This window comes from Paraburkholderia sp. RL18-101-BIB-B (assembly GCF_046026985.1).
In the GTDB taxonomy this organism is placed as follows: Bacteria; Pseudomonadota; Gammaproteobacteria; order Burkholderiales; family Burkholderiaceae; genus Paraburkholderia.
The window spans coordinates 43,655-60,968 of sequence record NZ_JARESV010000020.1; the positions used below are offsets into that span (position 1 = coordinate 43,655).

14 protein-coding genes are annotated in these 17,314 nt (G+C 61.2%); 8 read left to right on the top strand and 6 right to left on the bottom strand.

What is annotated here, in order from left to right; translation table 11 throughout:
- Window positions 1–47: 47 nt before the first annotated feature.
- On the top strand, window positions 48–518 hold the full coding sequence (locus P0D73_RS25660; protein ID WP_132374518.1) for a universal stress protein: 471 nt from the start codon (window positions 48–50) through the stop codon (window positions 516–518).
- Window positions 519–642: 124 nt separating this feature from the next.
- On the opposite strand, the gene P0D73_RS25665 is transcribed toward P0D73_RS25660, so the two are convergent.
- Window positions 643–1,542 carry a LysR family transcriptional regulator gene (locus tag P0D73_RS25665; RefSeq protein ID WP_408433279.1) on the bottom strand — a complete coding sequence of 300 codons (900 nt, stop codon included), beginning with the start codon at window positions 1,540–1,542 and terminating at the stop codon, window positions 643–645.
- 155 nt (window positions 1,543–1,697) lie between these two features.
- Here P0D73_RS25665 and dld point away from each other — a divergent pair, with 155 nt between their 5' ends.
- The gene (dld, locus tag P0D73_RS25670; protein WP_408433281.1) at window positions 1,698–3,437 is read left to right on the top strand and encodes a D-lactate dehydrogenase; all 1,740 of its coding nucleotides are present in this window, start codon (window positions 1,698–1,700) and stop codon (window positions 3,435–3,437) included.
- Window positions 3,438–3,563: 126 nt separating this feature from the next.
- On the opposite strand, the gene P0D73_RS25675 is transcribed toward dld, so the two are convergent.
- The 4 genes from P0D73_RS25675 to P0D73_RS25690 all read right to left on the bottom strand — a co-directional run bounded on the left by P0D73_RS25675 (window position 3,564) and on the right by P0D73_RS25690 (window position 7,582).
- Window positions 3,564–3,767, bottom strand: coding sequence for a hypothetical protein (locus P0D73_RS25675; protein WP_408433283.1), 204 nt, complete (start codon window positions 3,765–3,767; stop codon window positions 3,564–3,566).
- A 285-nt stretch (window positions 3,768–4,052) separates the two neighbouring features.
- Entirely contained in the window at window positions 4,053–4,643 is a 591-nt protein-coding gene (locus P0D73_RS25680; protein ID WP_408176787.1) for a hypothetical protein, read from the bottom strand.
- A 313-nt stretch (window positions 4,644–4,956) separates the two neighbouring features.
- On the bottom strand, window positions 4,957–5,961 hold the full coding sequence (locus P0D73_RS25685; protein WP_408433285.1) for a hypothetical protein: 1,005 nt from the start codon (window positions 5,959–5,961) through the stop codon (window positions 4,957–4,959).
- Window positions 5,962–6,388: 427 nt separating this feature from the next.
- Entirely contained in the window at window positions 6,389–7,582 is a 1,194-nt protein-coding gene (locus P0D73_RS25690; RefSeq protein WP_408433287.1) for an MFS transporter, read from the bottom strand.
- 190 nt (window positions 7,583–7,772) lie between these two features.
- On the opposite strand from P0D73_RS25690, the gene P0D73_RS25695 reads away from it, so the two are divergent.
- The 6 genes from P0D73_RS25695 (at window position 7,773) to P0D73_RS25720 (ending at window position 14,407) form a co-directional block, all read left to right on the top strand.
- Window positions 7,773–8,735, top strand: a complete 963-nt coding sequence (locus tag P0D73_RS25695) for a GlxA family transcriptional regulator (protein WP_132374524.1) — start codon at window positions 7,773–7,775, stop codon at window positions 8,733–8,735.
- 187 nt (window positions 8,736–8,922) lie between these two features.
- Entirely contained in the window at window positions 8,923–9,864 is a 942-nt protein-coding gene (locus P0D73_RS25700; RefSeq protein ID WP_408282415.1) for a PTS sugar transporter subunit IIA, read from the top strand.
- A gap of 367 nt (window positions 9,865–10,231) precedes the next feature.
- Window positions 10,232–10,987 carry a hypothetical protein gene (locus tag P0D73_RS25705; RefSeq protein WP_408433289.1) on the top strand — a complete coding sequence of 252 codons (756 nt, stop codon included), beginning with the start codon at window positions 10,232–10,234 and terminating at the stop codon, window positions 10,985–10,987.
- A 137-nt stretch (window positions 10,988–11,124) separates the two neighbouring features.
- On the top strand, window positions 11,125–12,033 hold the full coding sequence (locus P0D73_RS25710) for a LysR family transcriptional regulator (protein ID WP_132374527.1): 909 nt from the start codon (window positions 11,125–11,127) through the stop codon (window positions 12,031–12,033).
- 115 nt (window positions 12,034–12,148) lie between these two features.
- Entirely contained in the window at window positions 12,149–13,018 is an 870-nt protein-coding gene (locus P0D73_RS25715) for a class II aldolase/adducin family protein (protein WP_408433291.1), read from the top strand.
- A gap of 84 nt (window positions 13,019–13,102) precedes the next feature.
- Window positions 13,103–14,407: an MFS transporter gene (locus P0D73_RS25720; protein ID WP_408433294.1), complete on the top strand. Its 1,305-nt coding sequence runs from the start codon at window positions 13,103–13,105 to the stop codon at window positions 14,405–14,407.
- A gap of 99 nt (window positions 14,408–14,506) precedes the next feature.
- Here P0D73_RS25720 and P0D73_RS25725 read toward each other — a convergent pair whose 3' ends face one another.
- Complete coding sequence (locus tag P0D73_RS25725) at window positions 14,507–17,248, bottom strand: MGH1-like glycoside hydrolase domain-containing protein (protein ID WP_408176797.1); 2,742 nt, start codon at window positions 17,246–17,248, stop codon at window positions 14,507–14,509.
- Window positions 17,249–17,314: the final 66 nt, after the last annotated feature.

The following is a 17,314-nucleotide window of genomic DNA, read 5'->3' on the forward strand; positions in this document are numbered from 1 at the left end:
CGCGCAGGATTTCAACGCGAGCCGGCCGGGTCGCGCGGGAGAAACGTATGTTCAAGCATCTGCTGGTGCCGACCGACGGCTCGACGCTTTCCGAGGCCGCCATTCAGATGACGGTCACGCTCGCCGTGGAAAGCGGAGCCAAAGTCACGGGCCTCCATGTCATTCCGGAGTTTCATGTCCTCGCTTATGGCACGGAGATGATCGCGGACAACGAGGATCGAATCATTCAGGCCGCGCGACAGCGTGCGGACGACTACCTGGAAGTTATCAAAAAAGCCGCTGCGCAAGCTGGTGTCGAGTGCAATATAGTTGCCACGAGCCGCGCCCATCCTTATGAGGCGATTATCAGCGTTGCAGCAGAGCAGAACTGCGATCTCATTGTCATGGCGTCGCACGGTCGAAGTGGCATGCGGGCATTTTTGCTCGGCAGCGAGACCCAGAAGGTCCTGACGCACAGTCAGATCCCGGTTCTCGTCGTCCGGCAGTCGACGCCAGCCGGCGCGCATCCAGGGCGGTAGTCCGGCTCGTAGCCGAACGGGTGCGTCGGCCCGGAAGTGTACGAATGAATTGAATCGGAATCCTTTTATAGGATCCGGCATTCGCGCCACGGGGGCGGTTCTTAACTCGTGTGGCACCGTACCGTCACCCCTTGCGGGCGGCGACTCGTTGTTGCCGCAAAATCCTCACAAAGTTCAGTACAGTCGGGGACTTTTCGCGTTGCCGATGAATCAACGCGATACCCGTCGACAGCGGATTGCCCCGCAGCGCGTGATACGACACGCTTTCGACCTGGATCTGCCGGATCGATGCGGGAACCACCGCAACGCCGAATCCAGCCGCCACGAGATTGGCCGCCGATGAGATCTGCGGCGACTCCATGCCAATCGAAGGCGCGAAGCCGGCTTCGCGGCAGGCGCCGATGATCGAGTCATACAAATCCGGGCCAATGGGACGTGGAAAAAGGATGAACGGATCGTTTGCAAGATCCGCCAGATCGATGCGCCGTCGCCGGTTCAAGCGATGATTCGTCGGCAACACCGCCAACATGTCTTCGTCGACGAGCGGTTCGACAATCAGCTCCCGGCAGTTCAGCGGCATGCGCACCAGGGCGGCATCGATCTGCCGCTCGGCGACTTTATCCAGCAGCAGCGAACTGTTGCTCTCCTCGCAACTGATCGACACGCGCTCATACGCATGCCGGTAGCGCTGCATGGTCATCGCGACCGCTGGATGAAACACCGTCGAACCCGCGAAACCGAGCGAAAGCCGCCCGGTCTCTCCGCGTCCGGCGTTCTGCACCTCGACGAACGCCTGCTGCGCGTCCTCGACGATGCGTCGCGCGCGTTCGCGAAAGAGTCGTCCTGCCTCAGTCAATTCGACGCGACGCGGATGACGGATAAACAGCGGCGTGCCGATTTCCCGTTCGAGCTTCAGGATCTGCTGGCTCAACGGTGGCTGGGCGATGCCCAGATGAGTCGCGGCATCGGTGAAATGCAGGTGTTCGGCGACCGCGAGGAAGTAACGCAATTGGCGAAATTCCATATGTTTTTCGTCTCCAAATAGCGACTTCAAGATATTGGACTAATGACTGGACTGATTTTAACCTTCGTGTCAATCCGATGCGCTCAAAGGTCGCAGCCGAATTCGCTGGACCCAGGCGACGCGCATCGCGCCCAACGCCTCACGAGGAGAAATCGATGTCAGCAGCGCACACACCATGGGTAGCCGCCCGGCCCGACGTGGCTCACACGTTGATCGCGGAGTTACGCAGCATCGTCGGCAAGAAACATACGTTGACCGATGACGCCGCAACCCGCCGCTTCCGGACCGGCTTTCGTTTTGGCAGGGGCACGGCGCTCGCGGTGGTCCGGCCAGGCACGATCGTCGAGCAATGGAAAGTACTGCAGGCATGTGTAGCGGCGAACATGATCGTGATCACGCAGGCGTCGAATACGGGCCTCACTGCCGGCTCGACGCCCGATGGCGACGACTATGATCGCGACATCGTGATCGTTAGCACGAGCCGTATGAAAAAGGTGTTTGTGATCGACGGTGGCAAGCAGGTCGTCTGCCTGCCCGGCGCTACGCTCGACCAGCTGGAAAAAACGCTGAAGCCTCTTGGCCGGGAGCCGCACTCGGTGATTGGCTCGAGTTGCATCGGAGCGTCGGTATTTGGTGGTGTCTGCAACAACTCGGGCGGTGCACTGGTGCAGCGTGGCCCGGCGTATACGGAAATGGCGGCATTTGCGCAGGTCGATGAAACGGGCAAGCTGCACTTCGTCAACCATCTCGGGATTCAGCTCGGTGAGACGCCCGAGGATATGCTTGGCCGGCTCGAGCACGGCGAGTTCTCGGATTCCGATGTCCGGCACAACGTGGGCGCCGGGTCGGATCACGGTTACGCGAGCCATGTGCGTGAGGTCGATGCCGACACGCCGGCGCGCTTCAATGCCGACCCGCAGCGTCTTTATGAAGCGTCAGGCTCGGCTGGCAAGCTGATGGTGTTCGCAGTGAGGCTCGACACGTTTCCGATCGAACAGAACGCCAAGGTGTTCTATATCGGCACAAACCATCCCGACGAACTCACCGAGATCCGCCGCCACGCGCTGCACGACTTCAAATTCTTGCCGATCTCGGGCGAATATCTCCATCGGGACGCTTTCGACGTCGCTGAAGAATACGGTAAGGATACTTTTCTGGCGATCAACTATCTCGGCACGTCGCGGCTCCCCGCGCTGTTCGGACTAAAGAGCCGTTTCGACGCGCTGTTCGATCGTCTCGGCTTTCTCCCTTCGCATTTCACCGATCGCGTCATGCAGGCCGCGAGCCGGCTGTTCCCGAGCCATTTGCCGCCGCGAATGAAACAGTACCGCGACAAGTACGAGCATCACCTGATGCTGAAGGTCGCCGCTGAGAGCGTCGACGAAACCCGCGCGTTCCTCTCCGGCTACTTTGCGAAGGCGACGGGTGGTTATTTCGAATGCACCGATGAGGAGGGCAGGAAAGCGTTCCTGCATCGCTTCGCCGCCGCCGGCGCCGCGGTTCGCTATCGTGCCGTGCACACCCGCGAGGTGGAAGACATCGTTGCGCTCGATATCGCACTGCGCCGCAACGATCGCGACTGGATCGAGACGCTGCCGCCCGACATCGAGGAATCGATCTCCATCAAGTTGTACTACGGCCACTTCCTGTGCCACGTGTTCCATCAGGATTACATCGTCAAGAAGGGCAACGACTGCGTCGACGTCGAACACAAGATGTGGACGCTGCTGGACCGCCGCGGCGCCGAATATCCGGCGGAACATAACGTCGGCCATCTTTACCGCGCGAAGCCCCAGCTTGCGGCGTTCTATCAGCAACTCGATCCTTGCAACTGCTTTAACCCAGGAATCGGACAGATGTCGAAGTTCCGGAACTATCGGGAAGCGGCGGTCTAGCGGAACACTGCCATTGCGGAGTGCCCGCGCGCTTCATTGCACGGCACGCTGATTTCGCAGTAGATCGTGGAAAGGCTGAAATTCTCGACGGAGCGCGCCATAGAGCGCGCGCCTCGCCGCGCCATATCAAACGTGGTAATAGCCGTCGCCAACGGAATTCTGCAGCACGCCGTCGACGTAAACGCCCACGGGATCCCCGTCGGCCGATGTCAATATTGCGCCGTTGGCATGTTGGCCGATGAGCTTCATGCGGCCTCCGTGAACTTCGGCCATCGCCTCGCGGTCCAGGTCAATGGACGTGGAAAGGTCCATGATCGTTAGTGCTTTCATGATGCGCTCCTTAGGTGAGTAGAGGATGAGGACTGGACGAGCGGCCGGACGCTTGCAAGAACAATGCATATGTCGTGCCATCGCGCGGGTTTGCGCTGGCTTGTCCATCCAACGGCATCGGAGTGAGGCGCGGTGGGCTAACGGCCGCCACCTGAAGTGATTTCAGTTGCCCGCACGCCAACACTGCAGTAGCGACGAGAGTCGAAACGTCGCGTGCGAGCGTTGGCAGGGGCGGCCCGCGGCCAGTACAACAGCGCGAGCAGGATGTAATGAATCTTTGGGTGTCTACTTCTTGACCGCCGGCTCCACGGATATCGCGAGGGCCTCGGTGTACAGGGCCTCCACCTGATCACCCTTTTTGATGTTGGCGAACTGTTCGGGGTCTTGCACTATCAGGTCTAGTGTGTTGCCCTTTGGACCTTTCAACGTGACGGTCTTGTTTTTTGGATTGACGGCGACGACATTAGCCACGATTTTCACTTCCCGGCCTACGGTGCCGCCGGGCTTGCCGCCAGCGGGTGCGCGCTCCATCGACGGGCGCTCTTCGACCGAACTAATGCCGTCGCCTCCTTTCTTCAGGTTCAGGCTAAGTGCTTCACGGTAAACGACTGTGACGATGTCGCCAACCTTGAGCTGGTCAAAGTTGCGTGCCTCGTCCCCGACTTCCACCTCGACGACCTTGCCGTTTTTGCCCTTTAGCAGGACAGTTCTTGTCTCGCGATCAATGTCCTGCACAGTGGCCGTCACGCTCCTCGTTCCCTTGATGGTGACCGAGCCAGGCGCTCTCGTCACTTGCGTGTCGGCTTCCTGCTGTGCCCATGCCGCGGGCGCCACGGCCACCAAGGCGGCGATGACGAGAAATTTTGCGTTCGTCATGAACTGCTCCTTTGAGACGCTAAGGCTTCGTTGGTAGCGGACCGGCCGTGCGCGGATCGCGTTGCGTGTGTGGATTACGCGCCCCCCGGGGAAGGCGCTCGCCTACACACGTGAATCGTCCTTGCGGCACAAATCATGTCCTGTGAGCTGGCATTGCATGTTGCGCGGCCTGTAGGATCGCTCATTCATCAACTATCGTCGCGAGGCAGGCGCCTGGCAATAGGACCTTAGGCCAATGGTTTCTGCCCGGAAGATCTCGGCGGGATATCTCTCACGCGGCTCATGGTTGCTTTGAGCGATGGCCGGCAAGGCCTCAAAAGCGCAAGCCTACTCCGGCTTCGATCAGATCCGTGTCGCGGTCGTAGCGCGTGACGATGCGGTTCCATGTGATACGTGTGAGCCAGTGCTGGCCGAGCCGGTAACTCGCTGATACGGCTACGAGCGCCGAGACGCGGCCGTCGCCGGTGCGGTTTTGCGGAAGGTCATCGTTGTGTGTGATGGAGACATAGGGCCCAACGCCGATCGACAGCGTGAGTTCATCGTCGAAGAAAGCGCGGGTCGCCCAAAATTGCGCGGCAATACCGTCGCGGCGCGACTGGATTTTCCCTCCTTCGTGGATGTATGAGGCCGTCACATCCACATAGCGCCACAACCCGCGCCGGTATTCGAGACTTCCGGCATTGGCCGACTCGGAGTTGTCGCTGTTCAGGATCGTCTTGCCGAACATCGCGGTGACTTCGTTATTCGTCACCTTCGTTGTCCGTGGTATCGGGCGCTGTCGTGGACCGGGCTCGCCCTTGGCTTCGAGTTGATAGCCGATGCCGAACAGCAGCGCGGTCGTGTCTGGACCGCCAAACACCTGGACGTGATTCAACTGCGCCTGCGCAATCCACCGGCGATCGAAATAATATGCGGCGCGTACGCTCCACAAGAGACCCCAGCCGTGCGTGTTCGAATAGTCACCGCCGGATTGAGCCGCGGTTGTGTCGAAGTATCGGTACGGCCCGGTGCCGGCCGATAGCTCGAACCGGTCGTTCCACAACGGCAGACGCCCCCAGGCTTGCACGGTCTGGCCGTCACGATGGTGCTGCGGAATGTGACCTTCGTTGATCCAGGAAAAGCTCCACGCGGCGTAGCGGCCGAGGCCTTCGCGATAAGTGGCGTCCCACGAATAGGTGTTTGCACTGTCACTCACGAGAGGGCCGGCCAGCAGCGAGAATTCCTGTGCACTTACGGGTGAAGACAAGATGAGGAGGGTGCCGATCAGAAGCGTCGACAGGGCAGTAATGCGGTCCTTATCGCTTTGGATTGTGGACACTATCCTGCCCTTGGCAGACTGGGTATAGGAAAGATAGCTTCTCGGGACGGGTTACGCTACCCGAAGCGATATCCGCAGAAAGGAATGCAGTGAACAAGACGCACGACACGCGGAAATTACCGCACCGACATGCTCCAGTATGTGTGTTAGCGAACGTACCTGATCTACGTTGTGGCGCAGACGCGTTGCGTGCAAATGTATCCGTTATGCCTTGTAGCGAAACACCGTCACGTTGCCGCGAGGTCGGATTCAACCGGTGGATACAATAGTTTGCTGGAATCGACGGTTGTACATGTTCATCAACCCTATCGCGATAGTGAGCGCTGACGCAACTTGGGTGTAGTCGAGACGTTGCATGTCACTGTCCATGTTGTTTAACAGGTGTGGTCAAGACGTGATCTTCGGTATCGACGACGATCGCGGCGAATCAGACGGTCTCGGTCTCGCGACGATGGGTCGTCGCGCGGTACTGTATGCACGGCGGTTTCATGCAACGATGCGCGGCTTCGGCGAACAGGAAAGCGATCGCAATCAGCGCGGCCGCAACCAGACTCAGGTACTGCCCGCCGATCGACTCGAGCACTGCACCGCCAAGCACGCCGGAGCAGGCAAGCCCGATGTATGTCGCGGTATTGTTGAGGGCCAGCAGCAGGGGTGCCACGCCCGGCGAGAGCTGAACGAGCCGATGTTGTTGCGGGACGATGAGCCCCCAGCCGCATATGCCCCAGATCGTGAGCGCAACTGCAGTGCTGAATGCATGCGCGGATGTCCACGGCAACGCACAAAAATTGATGATGGCAAGCCACAGCATCGCATTGATGATGTTGCGGCTCTTGAATCGGTCCACAAGGCGGCCGGATAAGAGGTTCCCGGCCGTCGCCGCCACGCCCCAGAGCAAAAACATCCCGGCGAGAATGCGTCCGTCGCCGTGCGTGACACGCTGCAGCACCACGCCCGCATACGTGTACACCATGAGGAACCCGCCAAAGGCGAATAGCGAAGTGAGCAAGGTGAGCGCGATCCGCACATCGCGGACCGGCGCAAGCCGTTCTCGCAACCTGACAGATGCAGGCCGGGGAACGGATGGCAGCATCGTCCAGACGCCGATCATCGCCACGACCCCGAGCAGGGTGACGAACCAGAGAGTCGTTCTCCAGCTTCCGAAACCGCCGATAAACGTGCCGATCGGCGAGCCGAGAGCTGTCGCTCCCGTCAAGCCGGCTGTGACCGCAGCCAACGCTCGGCCGCGTTTTTCGGGCGGGGCAAGCGCAGAAGCAACGCCCAATGCAGTAGGCGAGAACAAAGCTGCGCCGAATCCCGACAGAGCCCGGCTAAATAAAACCCAGTGCAAGTCCGTAGCGACCGCGCTGAGCATGTTGCCGGCGACGAAGATACCGAGCGCGGAAACCAGCAGAAGCTTGCGCGGCCAGCCGCCCGCCAAAGCCGCCATGACCGGGGCAGCCAACGCGTAAGTCAAGGCGTAAAAGGTGACCATCAGCCCGGCGAGGCTGACGGATGTATTCAGCGATGCAGCGACGCCTGGAAGAATACCGGCGACCACGAAGTTGTCGGTACCCATTGCGAACATGCCCACGGCCAGTATCAGTAGTCGACGGTCCATACGAAAGCTCTTGCAATAAGCGGTTTGAGGTTGAGTTGGAAGACGCGCGTCGCGCTTGGACTGGCACGCGATCACGGGGTCCATCCGGCCGGCTTTTTGCGCCGGAGCGGTATGGGTAGAGAATAAGCGTCGTTGACCATGTCTCAAATGTCATATATACAAGCGATTCAGGACATGACCTCGGCACGCTATGCACACGATCGGCTTCGTTGTATTCCCGAATTTCTATCTAATGGGCTTCGCGGCGGTCACCGCCTTTGAACTGGCGAACGTCGTGCTCGCAGAGCAGGCATACCAGGTGACGGTTCTGTCTGAAGAGGGCGGCCTTGTATTGTCCTCGGCAGGTATCCGTGTAGAAACGCAGCCATTCAGCGACGCCGCGTTCGACACCGTCATGTTTGGCTCCGGCGTCGAGATCGACATCGTCTCTGCCGCATTGACAGCCTTCGTCAGGCGCGCGCTGAGTACGTCGCGGCGCATCGCGGCACCCTGCACGGGCGCTTTTATCCTGGCTGAAGCAGGGGTGCTGGACGGTCGACGAGCGACGACACATTGGCGCTTCGCGCACGATCTGCAGTGCCGTTTTCCCGAGATAGCCGTCGAAGAGGACCAGATTTTCATCGTCGACGGACCGATCTGGACGTCGGCAGGCATGACAGCCACGATCGACATGGCGCTCGCCATGATCGAGAAGGATCATGGTCAGGACGTATCACGCGCCGTCGCCCGCAAGCTCGTCGTTTATCATCGCCGCGCCGGCGGGCAATCGCAGTTCTCCACGTTGCTCGACCTGGAGCCTAAATCCGACCGGATCCAGAAAGCGATCGACCATGCGAACGCCAATCTGCGCAATGCCTTGACCGTCGAGGAATTAGCCGACGTCGCAGGCCTCAGCCCACGCCAGTTCAGTCGGGCGTTCAGTGCTGAAACGGGCCAATCTCCCGCCAAAGCCGTTGAACATTTGCGAGTGGAAGCCGCGAGGCTATTGCTGGAAAAAGGGCGTTTATCACTGGATGTGATCGCAGACGAAGTCGGCTTCTCGGATCGGGAGCGAATGAGGCGCGCGTTCCTGCGGACCATTGGGCAACCGCCCCAAGCGGTCCGTCGCTCCGGCAGGGACACCCGTGGGCCGACTGCGCGCGACCACCAATAACCGTGCGCTCGTTGCCGTCAACCTCGCGTTTGGTCGAGGCCGCACGGTATCCGGTCGCAGCTTCTTGCGAAACGGCAAGCGATGCCTGTCCACGACGCTCTGATCTGTTTGCGCGTCGCAGCGATTATTTACAGCAAGTTAACGGCGATTTGGTTAACCTGATGACAGACAATGCACAGGAGCCGCCATGAGTCGCGCGCTGGTTGGTCTACGGACTCTTCTTGGACTCGGCAAAACTCAGCCCCATGACCGCTCGCGGTCCGCGCCAGGCCGCAATGTGATGATGCGGGTCACCCTGGACGCCCAGCACGCCACGCCATTGCGCCAGGCGCTGATCCGAGACTGCGGCGATCAGCAATGGACCATTCGTGTCGCGCCGCTGCACGGAACGGGCCGCGTGCGGTTATCGCTCTATCTACCCAAGGACGCAGTCAACGGAGCGATTCAACGGCTCGCGCATCTGGCGCCGGCCGCCGAGGTGGGGCGGCTGCTTGAAATCCCCGAGGCGCCGACGGACGCCTGGCGGGATTTGATGGATGGCGAGCCGCGCGCCGACTCGCCATCCAACGGCATCGAAGCGGTTGAAAAAGGGGACACCCTTGCGCAACTGCTTACACCGCATCATGTTCTGCTCGGCCTGGACGTGGCTGACCGGGAGACACTTTTCGCGCAGTTCGGCCGTTTCTTCGAACGGCACTATGGGTTACCGGCAACGGGCGTGGCTGCAGGGCTCACGGCACGTGAGGCGCTAGGCTCGACAGGCCTCGGCCAGGGCGTAGCCGTGCCGCACGGTCAAATACGATTGCTGCGCCAGGCCATGGCTTTTTACGTTCGTCCCGCGACGCCGATTCCGTTCGATGCCCCCGATGGCAAACCGGTGAGCGACGTGGTCGTCCTGCTCGTCCCGGAATGGGCAAACAGCACGCACCTGCGGCTGCTGGCCGATGTCGCGCAGCGCTTCTGTGACCATCGGTTCCGCGAACTGCTGCATGGCTGTCTCGATGCGGGAGCCGTGTGCCAGTTGTTCGCAAGCTACGAGGAGGCGGATCGTGCGGAGCGCGGCATTTCGCACGGCGATCCCGCCCGTCACGACGGTGCGGCGGGCAAACGGGTCCGCGCGCACGGCTAGCATCGTTCCCGGGTCTCTTCCGGGTTGCCGAACACCCGGTTGATTCCGGCGCGGTTTATGCCGTCGCCGTGTCCTGAACCGCGCCTTCGTCCTCGGACTGCAATCCATCAGATTAGGCCGGCGTATTGCGCCAGGCGATCCTCGTCTCGAAGGTCCTTTCCGGCTTGTCATGCGGTAGCGCGCCGACGCGATGTCTCTGATCACGCGAGCGGCGTCGATCTCCTTGTATTCGTTCACCAGCCGATAACACAGCGAATCTGATTGAGGTTGCAACGACCTCGGGGCATCGGACGCTAAAATAAAACGTAGCGCCGGTCTTTTGCGTGAAACCGATTGTCCGATCCCGATCTATCAATGGCAGGCAACCATGAACACTCACTATGCGTGTTTCGTTCGCCCGGCAGTGGCTGCAATTTGCGTGGCTTCGCTTGCAACGCTCGTCGCGTGCGGCGGAAATACCTGCATTAGCCTCGGCGGGTGTGTCAGCGGAAATAGCGTGCCCGACGTCACGCTATCCGGGACGGCCGCCACCGGCAAGGCGCTCGCCAGCGCGGCGGTCAGCGTCAGTTGTGCTCAGGGTTCGGGCTCCACCCTGTCGGACGGCGGTGGGCACTACACCCTCACGTTCAACGCCGCGCTGCCCTGCATCCTTACCGTGACCTCCGGCGGCACGAGCCTGCATTCGCTCGCATTTGCCGGCGGCACCTTCAATACGACGCCAGAGACCGAGTTGATGCTGGTCTATCTCGCTTCTCAACTTGGCACCACCGAGACCGCTCTGATTGCGGGCTTCCCGAGTAACGCACAGTTCCAGCAAGTGCTAGCGAATCAGGCCGATGTGCTTGCTGCGCAATCGGCGGTCGTCACCAATCTGCAACAGCGCTACGGTGTCACGCTGACGGCGCCGGCGTTTCTGACGACGCCGTTTAATGTTGGGCAAGCCGGCGTCGACAGCGATCTCGACGCGCTGGCGGCAGCGGGCGCGATCGACACCAACGGCATGCCCGATCAGGCCGCCGTCGCGCTCCTGTCAGCGGCGGGGCTCGCCCATCCGCTTACAGCGGCGTCCTCATCTTCGTCCGGCGCCGGCAGCACAAGTACCGCCGCCGGCGGCATGATGTGACGTTTGGCAAGCCGCAGGCCATGGAATCAGCCTCAGTAAGAGCCATGCTTTCCACGATCCGTAGATAGCGGACAGGGAAGGTATCGAAGCCAAACCGGGTAAATTGTGCAGCCCGTTGCTGCACATGGATTCGACAGATGAAAGATGAAAGATTGCTCGAGATGCGCGTCTTCAAGGCGGTCGTGGAGGCCGGCGGCTTCACCGCGGCGGCGAATCTTCTGGGGGTCAGCCAGCCCTTTGTCAGTCAAAGCGTCAACAGTCTCGAGCGCAGGCTCGGCGTGCAACTGCTGCATCGTTCGACGCGCACGCAGCGGCTCACCCACGAAGGCGAGCGTTTTCTTTCGTCCTGCAACGACATTCTCGATAGCCTGGAGGAAGCGGAAGCGCAGGTCCGCTCCAGCGAGCCGACCGGCAACTTGCGCATCAGCGTGCCTCAGGCGTTTGGCATGGATCAACTGGTGCCCGCGTTGCCCGGTTTCCTGTCGTCCTATCCGAAGTTGTGCGTGCATTTTTCCCTGTCGGACTCCAACGTCAACCTGATCGAGGACAACTTCGATGTCGCGGTCCGCATGGGCCGGCTGCAGGATTCCTCTTTGCGCAGCCGAAAGCTCTGCGACCTGCAACGAATCGTCGTCGCTTCGCCGGACTATCTCGCCGCGCACGGCACGCCCGTGACGCCGCTCGGCCTGTCCAGGCACGCCTGCCTGACCTGGGAGTCGCCGCGCGAGCATCTGAACCAGTGGCCGTTCATGATCAACGGCAGGCTCGAACGCGTCGTGGTGCAGGGTAGTTTCCGCAGCACCGACGGCACGACCCTGTTCCAGCTGTGCGTGGCCGGCGTGGGCATCATGCGACTCGCCGCCCACCTTGCCTTGCCCGCGATCCGCCGAGGCGATCTGGTGCCGCTCCTCTCGGAGTACCAGGCGAAGGACGACACCGCGATCCATGTCGTCTATCTGCCCGAGCGCCAATTGGTGCCGCGCATCCGCGCCTTCATCGACTACTTCGTCGAAGTCTTCCGCGAGCCGCCCTGGCAGAAGCCCTAGGCGCCCGGCATTTATATATCGGCGTAATAAATCCTATTGTCCGGCGCGCCTAGATCGGCGCCGGGTGTTTCCTTATCGTTAGCGGCATGCGATCACCGTCAACACAGGAGACACCATGAGCACCGGCACTGGAAAAAACGATAGCAGCGCGCAGCAGGCCGAACTGCGCCGCACGATTTCGCATCCTTCGAACAATTCCATCTATCGGCCGAAGCAGGCAGGGCTGAAGTTCCCCGAGCTGCCCGACTTTTCGTCCTTTGCGCAGGAGCGCCAGCACCGCAAGGAACGCCTCGTGGCCGCATGCCGCGCCTTTGCGCTGCACCATCTCGATTACGGTTTCGCCGGCCACCTCACCGTGCGTGATCCCGAGTTCCCGGAACTGTACTGGACCAATCCGATGGCCGTGCATTTCTCCCAGGTGAAGCTCTCCAACCTGATCCTGGCCGACCATACGGGCAAAGTCGTCGAAGGCAAGTACGCGCTCAACCGCGCCGGCTTCGTCCTGCATGCCGCGGTGCATGAAGCCAATCCCGACATCGTGGCGATGTGCCATGCGCACACCGTCTACGGCACCGCGTTCGCGGCGCTCGGACGTCCCCTGGACCCGATCACCCAGGATGCCGCGGCCTTCTATGAAGACCATATCGTGATCAAGGACGAGGCCGGCGTAGTCGCGGTCGAGGAAGAGGCCGGGCTGTCGGTTGCCGACTACTTCAAAAACGTCAAGGCGGCGATTCACCAGAATCACGGGCTGCTGACGGTGAGCCGCCACAGCATCGAAGCCGCCGCGTTCTGGTTCATCGCGCTGGAGCGCTGCTGCCAGCAGCAGTTGCTGGTCGAGGCCACCGGCATCAAACCCGTCATGGTGCCGGAGCACAGCGCGCGCTATAGCCGCGAACACGTCGGCAGCGAATACATCGGCTGGCTGCATTTCCAGCCCATCTATGACCAGCTCGTGCAGACCAGCCCGGACATGTTCGACTGAACGGCCAGCATAGGCCGTCGCATACACAACAAGCCGCACTGGCGCGACAGTCAAGCGCGCCGGCGGCGATTCAAGGAGACAACGATGTTGAAGTCCGCTTACGGCGATGTCGTCACGCCAGCCAATGCCGACGACCGGACCTACGCCAAGGTGACGTGGCGGCTGATTCCTTTCCTCTTTATCTGTTACGTCTTCGCTTATCTGGACCGGGTCAACGTAGGCTTTGCCAAGCTGCAGATGCTGACCGACCTCAAGTTCAGCGAAACCATCTACGGCCTGGGCGCGGGTATTTTCTTTATCGGCTATTTCATCTTTGAAGTGCCGAGCAACATCGCGCTGCATCGTTTCGGCGCGCGCAAATGGATCGCCCGAATCATGCTCAGCTGGGGCGTGATTTCCGCCGCGATGATTTTCGTGAAGACGCCTACCGCCTTCTACGTGCTGCGCTTCCTGCTCGGCGTCGCTGAGGCCGGATTCTTTCCGGGCATCATCCTCTATCTGACCTACTGGTTCCCGTCCTCGCGCCGCGCAAAGATCACCGCGATGTTCATGACGGGGATTCCAATTGCCGGCGTCATTGGCGGTCCGCTGTCGGGCTGGATACTGAACACCTTCAACGGCACGGGCGGCATGGTGGGCTGGCGCTGGCTGTTCCTGCTCGAAGCGCTGCCTTCCATTATCGGCGGCATTGCCGTGCTGTTTTACCTCGACGACAAGATCAGCGCGGCGAAATGGCTGAGCGCTGAAGAAAAGTCGCAGCTCGAGAAGGGGCTCGCGAACGAGTCAGGGCACATCGAGGTGCATAGCGCAAGCGGCGCATTCACCAACAGGCGAGTGTGGGTGCTGTGCCTGTGCTACTTCGGCATCATCATGGGCCTGTACGGCATCAGCTTCTGGCTGCCCACGCTCATCAAGGCCTCGGGCGTGAACGACGCTTTCAATGTCGGCCTGCTGACGATGATCCCCTACGGCGCCGCGGCCATCGCGATGGTGCTGCTGGGACGCAGTTCGGACCGGAGCAAGGAGCGGCGCTGGCATGTGGCGCTGCCCGCCGTGATCGGCGCAATCGGCCTGGTGGCGAGCACGCTGGTGCCCCACAGCGTCGCGCTGGCTGTCGTGTCCCTCACGTTCGCCACGATCGGCATCCTTGGTGCACTGTGCCAGTTCTGGGCGATCCCGCCTGCATTCCTGGGTGGCGCGGCAGCGGCCGCGGGCATTGCGCTGATCAATTCGGTCGGCAATCTGGCGGGCTTTGTCAGTCCCTATCTGGTCGGCTGGATCAAGGATATGACGCACAGCACCGACATGGGTCTGTATTGCGTGGCAGCCTCGTTGCTCGTGGCGGCGGCCATCGTGCTGACGATGCCGAGGAGCGTGGTCAACCGTTAAGGACAAGTTTGCGCGGCAGCAATGCCCGAGATGTCGAATGCAGCGGCGGCCACCAGCTTTCGTTCCGGCTGGTGGCCGCCGATTCCAGCGGCCCAAACGCTACCGGCCCATGGCCGGTGCGGTGTCTTCCACCACTGGCGCCTCCACCGACGCAACATCAGCCGCAACATGGGACAGCTTCATCATGCGCGGCTGCAAGAGCAGCGCCACGAGCCCGCTCCAGCCGGTCTGATGCGAAGCGCCGACACCGCGTCCGTTGTCGCCGTGAAAGTACTCATGGAACAGGATGAGATCTTGCGACCGCGGGTCGGCTTGCAGCATCGGATAGGCCGCCATCGCCGGCCGCACGCCTTGTGCATCTTTGAGAAAGAGCGTGGTGACGCGCCGTGCGAGGTCGTCGGCAATCTCACTCAGCGAAAAACGCTTGCCCGATCCGGTCGGGTACTCGACGCGAAACTCATTGCCGTAGTAGCGATGGAACTCATATAGCGATTCGATCAGCAGGTAGTTGACCGGTATCCAGACCGGCCCACGCCAGTTCGAATTGCCGCCGAATACGCGCGAGTCTGATTCGGCCGGCTGGTATTGAATGCAGACGTTCACGCCATCATGGTCGAAGACATAAGGTGCGTCGCGATGCACACGGGACAGCGCCCGCACGCCGTGCCCGGAGAGAAACTCGGCTTCATCGAGTGCGCGGCGCAGCAGCGCGGTCATCCGCTGTCCGCGCAACAACGACAGCAGCGTGGTGTTACCCGTGCCGGGTTCGGTCCAGCGCGACACCAGCCTGGCGAGATTCGGCCGATGATCGAGAAACCACGCCAGCCGTTCGCGCAATCCCGGCAGATGGCCGTACACGCGATCCTCGAGCACGTGTACGGCGAATAGCGGAATCAGGCCGACGATCGAACGAATGCGCATCGGCACACGGGTGCCGTCCGGCAGGTGGAGTACGTCGTAGAAGAATTCGTCTTGTGCGTCCCATAACCCTGTTCTGCACCCTTCGCCGCAACTGACCGCTTCCGCGATGTACAGAAAGTGCTCGAAGAACTTCACCGCGATTTCGACGTACGCGCTGTTCGTCATCGCCAGTTCGAGTCCGATCTGCATCAGGTCGAGCGCGTAGGAGGCCATCCATGCCGTGCCATCGGCCTGATCAATGCGGCCGCCGGTGGGCAGCGGCGAAGACCGGTCGAAGATGCCCACGTTGTCGAGCCCGAGAAAGCCGCCCTGAAAGATGTTGTGGTCCTCGGCGTCCTTGCGGTTGACCCACCACGAGAAGTTGAGCAGCAACTTGTGGAACATGACTTCGAGAAATTCGTGGTCGCCGACGCCGGTCACCTCGCGGTCGAGTTCGTACACACGCCATGTGGCCCATGCATGAACCGGCGGATTCGCATCGCCGAACGCCCACTCGTAGGCCGGCAATTGCCCGTTCGGATGCATATAGCGTTCCTTCACGAGCAGCAGCAATTGCTTCTTCGCGAAGTCGGGATCGATCACGGCGAACGCGACCGCATGAAATGCAAGATCCCACGATGCGTACCACGGGTATTCCCACTTGTCGGGCATCGACACGATGTCGCCATTGCACATGTGCCGCCAGTCCGCGTTGCGGCCGTGCCTGCGTGCTCCCGGTGGATTCGGTTGCCCGGGGTCGCCGTCGTGCCAGCGCGTCACGTCGAACTGGTAGTACTGCTTCGTCCACAGCATGCCGGCGAGCGCCTGGCGCTGCACGAGCCGCGCATCCGCGTCGGGGATGTCGTGCTGAAGCGCAGCATAGAATTCGTCGGCTTCCGCCTGCCGGCGCGCGAAGAGCGCTTCCATGTCGAGCGGCACGGCATCCGCAGCCGATTCGGGACGCCAGCGCAGGTACAGCACCGAGCGCTCATGAGGCGCGAAGCGCAGGCACACATGCGCGGCGGCGCGGGTGCCCTTGTCGCGCCGGATTGCCAGCTCGTCGCCGTCGACGAGGTAGTCATTGAAGCCGTCCTTGAACGGCCCCGCGCCTTCGGCGCCGAAAATACGGCGCACATTTGTTTCGTTTTCGCAGAAGATCCACTCGAGCGGCTGTTGCGCCGACGCCGTCACGATCATCGTTCCGTGCGCGGGGCTGTGCGCGACGACGCGAGCGCCTTCCTTGGTGTTCGACTCAAGCGTGAGCGACGGCTTGCCGGGCTTGCCCGACCACGCCCATCTGTTGCGCGCCCAGAATTGCGGCAACACATGAAGCGCCGCGCACTGATCCGCGCGGTTTTCGACGCTGACGCGCATCACGATGTCGTCGGGTGTGTGCTTCGCATACTCGACGCAGACGTCGAAGTAGCGGTTATCGTCGAACACGCCCGTATCGAGGATTTCATATTCGGGCTGATCGGCGCCGCGCCGCATGTTTTCGTCGATCAGATCCTGGTACGGGTACGCATCATGAGGATACTTGTACAGCATCTTCATGTACGAATGCGTCGGTGTGCCGTCGAGATAGAAGTAAAGCTCCTTGACGTCCTCGCCGTGATTGCCTTGCTCATTCGTCAGCCCGAAGAGCCGTTCCTTGATGATCGGATCGCGCCCGTTCCAGAGCGCGAGCGACACGCACCAGTCGAGCGGGTCGTTGCCGAATCCGGCAATGCCGTCCTCACCCCAGCGGTACATTCGGCTGCGCGCATGATCGTGCGGAAAGTAGTCCCAGGCAGTGCCATATTCGCTGTAGTCTTCGCGAACAGTGCCCCATTGCCGCTCGCTCAGATAAGGCCCCCAACGGCGCCAGCGGTCGCGCTCCGGACCATGGAGCCGGACACCTTCCGTCGACTGGAGAAGATTGATTGCGCGTAGCGGTGGCATGGAACCTCCCGACCCGACATCGACCATCCGACATGTTCAGTACCGTAATGATAGGCGCCATCGCGC